At 57.3% G+C, this 9788-nt stretch carries 8 protein-coding genes; 4 read left to right on the top strand and 4 right to left on the bottom strand.

What is annotated here, in order from left to right; translation table 11 throughout:
- Window positions 1-707: 707 nt before the first annotated feature.
- Window positions 708-1652 carry a cytochrome c family protein gene (locus tag ABLN87_RS14620; protein WP_353011378.1) on the bottom strand — a complete coding sequence of 315 codons (945 nt, stop codon included), beginning with the start codon at window positions 1650-1652 and terminating at the stop codon, window positions 708-710.
- Between the two features lie 54 nt (window positions 1653-1706).
- Here ABLN87_RS14620 and ABLN87_RS14615 point away from each other — a divergent pair, with 54 nt between their 5' ends.
- The 4 genes from ABLN87_RS14615 (at window position 1707) to ABLN87_RS14600 (ending at window position 5218) form a co-directional block, all read left to right on the top strand.
- Complete coding sequence (locus tag ABLN87_RS14615; RefSeq protein ID WP_353011376.1) at window positions 1707-2273, top strand: RNA polymerase sigma factor; 567 nt, start codon at window positions 1707-1709, stop codon at window positions 2271-2273.
- Window positions 2270-3016 (top strand): hypothetical protein, encoded by a 747-nt coding sequence (locus tag ABLN87_RS14610; protein WP_353011374.1) that lies wholly within the window; start codon window positions 2270-2272, stop codon window positions 3014-3016. Before ABLN87_RS14615 ends, ABLN87_RS14610 begins: the two co-directional genes overlap by 4 nt.
- Window positions 3017-3061: 45 nt before the next feature.
- Window positions 3062-4141 carry a helix-turn-helix domain-containing protein gene (locus ABLN87_RS14605; protein WP_353011372.1) on the top strand — a complete coding sequence of 360 codons (1080 nt, stop codon included), beginning with the start codon at window positions 3062-3064 and terminating at the stop codon, window positions 4139-4141.
- A gap of 207 nt (window positions 4142-4348) precedes the next feature.
- On the top strand, window positions 4349-5218 hold the full coding sequence (locus ABLN87_RS14600) for a phytanoyl-CoA dioxygenase family protein (RefSeq protein ID WP_353011370.1): 870 nt from the start codon (window positions 4349-4351) through the stop codon (window positions 5216-5218).
- An 18-nt stretch (window positions 5219-5236) separates the two neighbouring features.
- Here ABLN87_RS14600 and ABLN87_RS14595 read toward each other — a convergent pair whose 3' ends face one another.
- The 3 genes from ABLN87_RS14595 to ABLN87_RS14585 form a co-directional block, all read right to left on the bottom strand.
- A complete protein-coding gene (locus ABLN87_RS14595) occupies window positions 5237-6541 on the bottom strand; it encodes a UDP-glucose dehydrogenase family protein (RefSeq protein ID WP_353011368.1) in 1305 nt (434 codons plus the stop codon).
- A gap of 497 nt (window positions 6542-7038) precedes the next feature.
- Window positions 7039-8109 (bottom strand): DUF2793 domain-containing protein, encoded by a 1071-nt coding sequence (locus ABLN87_RS14590; RefSeq protein WP_353011366.1) that lies wholly within the window; start codon window positions 8107-8109, stop codon window positions 7039-7041.
- A gap of 213 nt (window positions 8110-8322) precedes the next feature.
- A complete protein-coding gene (locus ABLN87_RS14585) occupies window positions 8323-9759 on the bottom strand; it encodes a mannose-1-phosphate guanylyltransferase/mannose-6-phosphate isomerase (RefSeq protein WP_353011364.1) in 1437 nt (478 codons plus the stop codon).
- Between the last annotated feature and the right edge of the window lie 29 nt (window positions 9760-9788).

Here is a 9788-nt window from a genome sequence, read left to right as displayed (position 1 = left end):
AACCTGCCGTAACTTCGAGACAATCTCTTCGGGCTTCGGTCGCTTGTTTGCCATTCGTGGTCCTCCGTTTCCTAAACATAGCGGTGGAACAGCTCAGTTGGGGAGGCTCACTATTACTCCACTGAAACTCAATGCCTGTAACAGATTCCCAAGTATCTAGTGCCAACCGGACCATCCAGTGCACATTAGGGTCAACACCCGAATAGTTGACTGTGATTACGTTAGAATCCCACTTTCGAGGCCGACTGTCTTCACCATAAACCAAATAGTTGGCGATCTGATTATGTGCGCTTGCTGACATTCCGTAGTGACCCTTGAGAAAATCGATGTGAATTTTGTTTGCCAATAGTTAACTTCTGAACCCTAAATGGTCCATTTGCAACAACCAGAGCACGAACACGCGCATACAGGATGTTGCACGCACGCACCGGTTGCTTTCGATTAACGATATCAATGCAAATGAGTGGGCCTGAAAGTTGACTAAATTATGACAATATGAGGCGATGCGTCCTCAGGAAAGCCAATCCCCATCACAATCCACGACGAACCGAAGCAACGCGCAATATACTGTTGCAAAACAACTATTATGATTGATTTAGTCGTTCAGCCTGAGGCCCAGCACGGGTTTGGTTCCCCCTTCGACCCGCACATTTCGCAGGCTCGTCAGCAAAGTTAAGCCAACCGAATAATGGTTGGCCAGAGAGCATTTAGCCCTGTGCTTCTTCCTGCAAATAGGCCAGCAGGTTCACGATGTCTTCGTCCTTCTTCAGGCCCGGGAATTGCATCTTGTTGCCTGGAACCGAGCCGCGTGGATCGGCAAGAAACCCAGACAGCGTTTGGGCGTCCCATGTGATACCAGAGTCGTTAAGTGCCGCCGAATATTTGAACCCTTCAACCTGTCCTGCCTGCGCCCCCAGAATACCAAACAATGTCGGACCAACACCGTTGCGCCCTTCTTTCAACTTGTGGCAGGCGCTGCATTTGCGAAAGACTTTCTTGCCAGCCCTTGCATCCCCCGGGACGGTCACCGCCGCAACCTCGGTTGTGGTCGCGGGTTCTGCACTGGCCTGTTCGCCGTTCAGTTCGAACATAAGCCGCGCAGTCACAGGAACGGTGCGGGTGATACCTGGCAGCTCGGCCAGTTCCATCAGCTTGTCGACCCCGGCATTCACACCAGCATCTTCGGTGCTGATAAAGACCATATCATTGGTCGTAACCAAGACCGAATTTTCCGACAGGCGCACCACGAACAATTCAGCGTCAAATTCTACATCTGCACCGGCCAGTGAAAGCACCGCTTCGCTATCGACCGTTGTGGTTTGCCCGACCTCAAGCGCGCTCAATTCGCTCATGTCGATCTCGGCCGTCAACGTCGCGGTGCCTGCTTTGCGGAAGACGTACTCGATCATGCGTTCATTGCGGATATCGATATTGGTCTCGATCGAGGACAGATCAATTTCAATCATTGCCTGGCCGTCTGGGCTGACCGTTCCGCTCAGGGATGTGAAGCTGTTGACCTCACCCACTGTGTCTTTCTTGATGCTGCCATAGGCGAGGTGCGAGCCGTCCGGCACCAAGGTCCAGCCTTCGGCCAGGGCAGGGCCTGCAATAATTGCCGACGCGATTGTGACCGCGTGTATCAGATGTTTCATTTCATTCCTCCTCGGGTTATGCCAGTCCTGAGCGCGCGGGCCCGGTCCGTGAACATGAAACACACACAGGTCGTATTTTATTCGATGGCGGGTGAAACAAGCTCTGAACAGGCGGTCAGAACCGCAGTGCAGACGCATTCTAAACGCGTCTGGCGTTTTGCTTTGGCGCTGTCTGGTGCGTCGGACGTAGCCGATGATCTGGTTCAAGCTACATGCCTGCGCGCGCTTGAGCGTCATCATCAGGTGACATCGCATGATCGGCTGGATTCGTGGCTGATGACAATCTGCCGATCAATCTGGTTGAACGAGGTCAGATCCCGCGCCGTGCGCAGGGCACAGGCACTGTCGGTAACGCCCGAATCCGAGCTGGTAGCAACAGGCCCGGATTCAGAAACGAATATTTTCGCCACTGAAGTGTTTACCCAAGTGATGCAGCTGCCAGAAGCGCAGCGGGAAACGGTCATGCTGGTGTTTGTCGAAGGCTACAGCTACCGCGAGGCCGCCGCGTTGCTGGAGGTTCCCATCGGCACAATCATGAGCCGGCTGTCCAGCGCCCGGCAAAAACTGAAAACCGTAATGCAGCAAGATGCGGCAAACGCCGCACAACGGAGTGGCAAATGACGTTTTCCGACGAGACGCTTCTGGCGTATCTGGAAGGCAATTTGGAAGAGGCCGAGGCCCGTCAGATCGAGCAGGCGGTCGAGGCGGACCCAGAGCTTGAACAGCGTCTGATGGCGCTGGATCCGTTTGCCAGTATGGTGCAGGGGGTTTTCGAAGCTATTCCCGCGCAAGCGCCCGAAGTTGTTCTTCCTGAACCTGCCGCTCAAACCTCCGGGCCTGCTGGCATGGGTTTGATGCGGCTCGCCGCTGTAGCGGCCAGTGTTGCGGTTATCGCCGCGTCTGCGACCTGGTGGACCATGAGACCTGCACCTTTGGGCTGGGCGCAACAAGCCGCGATTTATCAGTCACTGTATGTGCCAGACACAATCGCTCCACTGGATGCATCGACCGAAACATTGGACAAGCAGTTTGCGATGGCCGAAGAACAGCTGGGCCGTTCTTTGAACCGAGATGCGTTGGAGGCGTTGCCGGGGCTTGAGCTGAGGCGGGCGCAGGTGTTGTCGTTCAAAGGCAAGCCGCTGATCCAAATCGTGTTTGCAGATGAACAAGGGCAACCCTTGGCCTTTTGCGTGATCCGTCAAGGACCTGACGCCCCGAACAAACCAGCCAAATTGGCGGTGCTGAGCGGTTTGGCCACAATAACATGGGCTCAGGATGGGTATGGCTACATGCTTTTGGGCAGCAATCCACAAACCGATCTGAGCGGTAAACTGGACGCTCTGTCCCAGACATTTACGGGTTAGAAAAATCCACTTGTGAACCGCCCGAAATGCCCAAAGAATGTGGGCATGAAGTCCAAGTCTGTCATACCGCTGCCCGAGGATGAGGCCGAAGAGGCCACACCACCAAGCATCTATGACTCTGACCCATCTGAAGAAGATGACCTTTGGTTTCTCCCTCCTGAGGACGAGGACGCAGCTGAGGATTTTTTGCCTCCCGGCCCCCGGCAGGACAATCGGGTTTTGTTCGACCCGCGCGATTGGCGAGCCGCGCAGGCCGCACTCTCCGCCGAGCTGGCCGATCTGGCCCTAACCTTTGGCGCGCTAGATGAACGCTTGCGGGCGGGACCCGATGGGTGGACCCACCGTCTGGCATTGATGGACGTCTCGGATCTGGGCTGGTGGACGGGCGACCGGATCGGGGTGGACCGACTGGCCCTGTGGACAGGCTTGCGCATTGGGGCAACCAGCGATGACGCACAAGCCCTGTACCGGGCGGGGTGGGCCGTGCGCCGCCTGACCTCGGGCGCGGGTCCGTCGGTTGGTGGATGGCAGGCCGGGTTAGGCGCATTTCTGGACCGAATGGCGCAGGGGATCGAAGAGGTACCCGAGGCCGTGGCCGATTTGGCCGAGGTCATGGGCAATGTGGAAGGCTTGCATCCGGTGACACAGGCCGCGATTGCCTTTCACGCCTGGCGCGCCGTCTCGGACGGGATCGGACAGGATACCGAAGCTGCGATTATCGCCGCACGGCATGCGGCCTCAATGGGTCGTGGCGGGGCCATGTTCATGCCACTGGCTTTATCAGGGCCCGGCGCGCTGCGCGGGATGGGCGAACCTGAAGAGAAACTCGCGGCATGGATCACCGGGGCGGGGCAGGCGGCCCTGGCCGCATTGCTGCATCTTGATCGGGTCAATGCATGGGAGGTGCGGGCCCGCGAAGCAACAGAAGGTTTATCAGGTCGCACCCCGCCTCTGCTGATTGATGTCCTGACTGCATGGCCTATGGTTTCGGCCCCGTTGGCCGAGGAACTAACAAAAGCGTCGCGTGCTACAGTACAACGCAATATCGACCGGTTCAGCCGTCGGGGCTTGCTGCGCGAAGTGACAGGGCAGGGGCGGTATCGCGTCTGGACAGCGGCTCTGTGATCCAACAGCCACTCCTGCCGGAAAGCGGCCACTGCGCGCCGTGGCAAAGACAGTTTCGGTTCTAAGCACGTGGTTGTTACAGGCAACATAATGTCGCTGAAGCGCTAGGCATAAGGGCCGAACCAAACTTAGCCTTACAGTCAAGAAGCACTGTTTCGGGCCATGCCCCAGCGTGGCTTCTTTCGAAACACAGCGACAGGTGCCTAGATGTCAAGCGCGCATGAACTGACCCAAGAACAGTCTGACCGATATTGGCAGGATGGTTTTCTGTTCCCTCTTTCTGTCTTTTCCGAAGACGAAGCTGCGGAGTTCCGCGCCGAACTGGAACAAGTCGAAAAAGACTGGCTGGCGGCAGACCTGCCATTGCCGCTGAACACCTATAAGCGGGTCAACGCCCATCTGGTGATCCCACTGGCAGCCCGAATCGCTCAAGACAAGCGTATTCTGGACACGGTCGAAGGTGTTCTGGGCCCAGATATCATGATCTGGTCCGCCGAGTTTTTTATCAAGGAGCCACAGACCAAGCAAACGGTTGGGATGCATCAGGATCTGACCTATTGGGGCATGGGCGAGACGCCTGATCAGGTGACAGCCTGGATCGCGCTGTCACCGGCCACGGTTCAAAGCGGATGCATGGATTTTGTACGTGGAAGCCACAAGAACCCGATCCTGCCGCATACCGACACCTATTCCGAGACAAACCTGTTGTCGCGCGGTCAGGAGGTGGCCGTCGACGTTTCTGAGGACGATAAAACACATATCGAACTGAAACCCGGCCAGATGTCACTGCATCACGGTCTGACAATCCATGGCTCTGGCCCAAACGCATCAAATGATCGGCGGATCGGGTTGGCGATCCGCTATCTCAGCCCCGGGGCACAGCAACTGGTGGCAGATCGTGATTATGCCATGTTGGCGCGGGGATCGGATGCGCACAGCAACTTCGTACCCGTCCAGGCCCCGGACGCGCTGTTCTCACCCGAAGCTCTGGCGCTGTATGAACAAGTGCGGTTGGACCAAAGCAAAGCGTTGGCCGAAGGGGCGGATAGCGCTGTTCCGCTTTATACCAAGATGTAAGCTTGAAGGGTCAGGCGTTTAGCGCCCGACACCAACATAGGTCTCAAAACCGGATTTCAGCGCTTTGCTTTCGGTATAGATATTGCGCAGATCGACCATGCGGGGTGTGTTCATCGCTTCTGCCAGACCCGTTAGATTCAGCGCCCGGAATTCATTCCATTCCGTCAGCAGTACGACCACATCGGCGTCTTTTGCTGCGGCATAGGGATCATCAGACCATTCAACGCCGGGCAACAGCGCCTCACCTTCGGATTTACCCTGAGGGTCCACCACACGCACTTTGGCCCCACCGCCGATCAGGGCAGGGACGATGGTCAGCGACGGAGCATCCCGCATGTCATCGGTGTTGGGCTTGAACGTCACACCCAGCATCGCAACGGTTTTACCGTTGAAACTGTCGCTACAGGCTTCGCGGATTTTCTCGATCATGCGCTTTTTGATCTCGTCATTCACGCGAATGACGGTTTCGGTGATCTGCATCGGATACGCGTGCTCTTGCCCAATCCGCGCCAGCGCGGCGGTATCTTTGGGAAAGCACGACCCGCCGTAGCCCGGACCAGCATGCAGAAATTTGTTACCGATACGACCGTCCAGACCAATGCCACGCGCCACCTCTTTCACATCGCCGCCGACCCGTTCGCACAATCCTGCGATTTCGTTGATGAAAGTGATCTTGGTCGCCAAAAAGGCGTTGGCTGCGTATTTGATCATCTCGGCGCTTTCCAAATCAGTGGTCAGGATCGGGAAGTCACGCAGATACAAGGGACGGTAGATTTCGGCCATGACCTCAGCCGCCCGGTCACTTTCAACGCCGACCACGACGCGGTCAGGGCGCATGAAATCGTCAATTGCGGCACCTTCTCGCAGAAATTCCGGGTTCGAGGCGACATCGAAATCCGCATCGGGATTGGCTGCGGAAACAACCGAATGCACCTTGCGGTTTGTGCCTACGGGCACGGTCGATTTGGTGACAACGACGGTATAACCGGTCACCGCCTGAGCGATCTCTTCCGCTGCGGCCATCACGTAAGTCAGATCCGCATGACCATCGCCGCGCCGCGTCGGCGTACCCACCGCGATGAACACGGCATCCGCACCGTCTACGGCGGCCACCAGATCGGTGGTAAAGCTTAGCCGTCCAGCGGCCACGTTCTTGGCCATCAGCACATCAAGGCCCGGCTCATAAATCGGAACGTCGCCAGCCTTTAACATGTCGATCTTTGCTTCGGCCTTGTCCACGCAGATCACGTCATGGCCAAAATCCGAAAAACACACGCCCGACACCAGGCCCACATAGCCAGTGCCGATCATCGCAATACGCATTCTAAAAAATCCTTCTCACCAATTACCGCCTGCGGCGCGCATACAATCAAAGAAACTGCGAAGGGATTCAATGCCTGACTCAGGCCTGTCCCTGCATTACACAGTTTCTTGCTGATTTTTGAGACGGAATCAGACGATGCGCCCTCGTAGGCCACATCCAATAGACCGCGCTGATGAGCGGAAACATGGAAAGAGTGGGGCCAATCTGGCCGAATTCCTGTTGGATCAGAAGCGTGAATTCATGGTTTCAAGCAGCGCGCGCCATCGTTTCGCACCAACCGCTTACGCTGCATCTCTTGGGAAGCACGCGAAACAAACCCAAATCTCTGCGTGTATTATCGCAATCTGGCGGACATTGCAGGCACGCCGCGAATCGATCTGCCACGGCTACCGGACAAGGCGCAGCCCGGCAGCGGTGCCTTGTCCGATTGATCTTTGACGGGCCAATACACTGGCGTTTGCGCTTGCTTATCTGGCCTGCGCGCCAGCTACTTCAATCAGAACCAGCGGCCTATGGCGGTAACCGTCGGTGATAGTGTCGAAGCGTCAGAGGCGGCCGATAGCACCTTATAGCTGACCTGAGATGTGGACGGCGCATCAAACCCGACAAAGCGCGCTGTGGCCCCGCCGCTACCGCTGAGGGCTGGGGTATCAGCGAATGTGGCAGGAAAGGCCCAGGTGGCAAAGGCGCTTGAAAACAGCGCACCTTCGGCATTTGTGCAATCCGTTGCGGGTAAGGCGGCGGTACAGATTTGCGTGCCATCGGCAAAGCGGATGTAGTCGCCATTTGCAGTGCTGCCCCGTTCGATCACGGCCCCTGTGGGGGTACCCGAAACCTCGGAAACAGTTCCCAGCAAATTGCCCGGACCATAGCCATAATCGGCGCGCATCAGGCGTCCGGCGGTTGTGTCTTCCGCACTGGTCTGGACCGCCGCGCCTGTGGCAGTGCCGGTGGCGGGGTCAATGCTCAGCGCATCCGTCCAACTGCCGCCATCCGGGGATACTTTGATCGAAAAACCGGTGCTGCCGTTCAATCCCATCTCGGCATGGCCGGTCCAGTTGGACTGAAACAACAGCGATGCAGTGTCTGAGGCGCTGGATTTGTTGATTTTCAACTGATGACCACCACCATCGTGGCTCAGCAATGTGGCCGGACTGCGCACAGACAGGCGATTGGTAGCATCTGAGCTGGTGCCCACACCAACCCCATCCAGATCCTGCGTTAGGATCGGAGGGGTGATCCAAGCTCCACCATCCCAGACCTTCTGCAAGTCAGCCGCCAAATCCCAGGCGCGCCAACCCGTATCTGGCGAGACGAAATGCCAGCTGTTGTCCAGCCAGGCTGCCAACTCTCCGCCGTGACCTGCCCAATCGCCTGTTGGGGTTGCGCCCAAGGCGTGTATCTCACCCTGTTCCGGCACAGCGGGTGGCGTAGCTGCATCGGTCGAGGCGACAGTCAGTTGCACCACAAGATCCAGACGGCGCAGTGCCTCGTTGTGGGTAACGTGTTTCTGCGCCTGAGAGGGTTGCAGGAAAGGAAGGTTCAATCGGGGTGAGTTCTGTGACACGGGGCGCGTCCTCCTGTGGCTGTCGGTCAGACATTTCTGTTGCGCGCCACCCTGCCGCGATGCGCATGAATCCTGTCTGACCGGGCAGATCGCCCGAGTTACCCAATATTAGGTATTTGTTTCCAAAATGTAGACAATAGTACGATATGGCGCAGCACGTTCACGAAACAGCTGCTGCGGGCGTGATTCTCCGCCCCGCGCGACGGGCTATTTTCAATTGCGCGCGTAGATATCTTCGTACCGGACGATGTCATCTTCACCCAGATAGCTGCCGGTCTGCACCTCGATCAGAACCATGGGCACTTTGCCCGGATTCTCCATCCGGTGAACCGCACCCAGCGGGATATAAACCGACTGGTTTTCCGAGACGAGCTGAACCTCATCATCAATCGTGACCTTGGCCGTGCCCTTGACCACGATCCAGTGTTCCGAGCGATGGTGGTGGGACTGCAGGCTCAGCGCTGCACCAGGGTTTACATGGATGCGCTTGACCTGAAACCGATCATCAATCACCAGGCTTTCGAACCACCCCCAAGGACGGTGGTCGACAGGCAAAGATTCCGCTTGCCGCGCACCTTTGGCTTTCAGCGCACTCACCGCCTGTTTGACATCCTGCGCCCGGTCCATGCTTGCCACCAGAACCGCATCGGGCATGGCGACCGTGATGACATTTTCCAAACCCATGGCAACAACCTGTTGCGCCGGGGATTCCGAACGGATCAGAACGTTCTGGCAATCGATGGTTGTAACCTCTCCGGTCGTGGCCACACCGCTCGCGTCTGGTGTGCTCAGCTCATGCACGGCGGTCCAGCTGCCCACATCGGACCAGCCATCGGCATAAGGGACAACACTCAGGTTTGCCGCCTTTTCCATCACCGCATAGTCAATCGAGATGTCATCAACCTTGGCCCAGGCGCTGGCATCCAGGCGCAAAAAACCCAGATCGCTTTGGGCCAGCTCCACCGCTTGCCGGACCGGTTCGACCAAATCGGCCGCGTGCTGTTCGAAGGCCCCGATGATGTCTCGCACGGCAAACAGGAAAATGCCCGAATTCCACAGATAGCTGCCATCCGCCAGCATCGCCTCAGCGCGGTCCAGATCGGGTTTTTCGACAAACCGGTCCAAGGGAATAGCCGCACCAGAGGCGTCTGGCATCTGGCTGAGTTTCAAATAGCCATACCCGGTTTCAGGTCGGTCGGGCGTGATACCAAATGTAACCAGATCACTGCGTGCCGAAATTGCTTCGATCCCGCGTGCAACGGCGGCGTGAAAGGCGGTTTTGTCGGGAACCACATGATCAGACGGGGCCACCAGCATGATGGCCTCGGGGTCACTGTCCGACAGCTGCAGGGCGGCGGCCAGAACGGCAGGCGCAGTGTTGCGCCCTTCGGGTTCGATAAAGATCGGGCCAGGATCAACACCAACGCCCATCAACTGTTCAGGCACCACGAATCGGAAGGCTTCATTGGTTAGAATCAAGGGCTTGGCATAAGGTGCAGCCTTCGGTCCACAAAGCCGCACCGCGCAATCCTGTAGCAGACTGGTCTCACCCACTAACGGCACAAACTGCTTAGGATAGCTTTTGCGGGACAGGGGCCACAAACGGGTTCCTGACCCTCCGCAGAGAATGACGGGGTAGACGGTATTCATGATGCGCATGCCTTTGAGCTTCAGCTATC

This window comes from Ruegeria sp. SCP10 (assembly GCF_040329495.1).
Taxonomy (GTDB): domain Bacteria; phylum Pseudomonadota; class Alphaproteobacteria; order Rhodobacterales; family Rhodobacteraceae; genus Ruegeria.
Note: the sequence above shows the minus strand (reverse complement) of the source record. Positions and strands in the feature narration are given on the sequence as shown.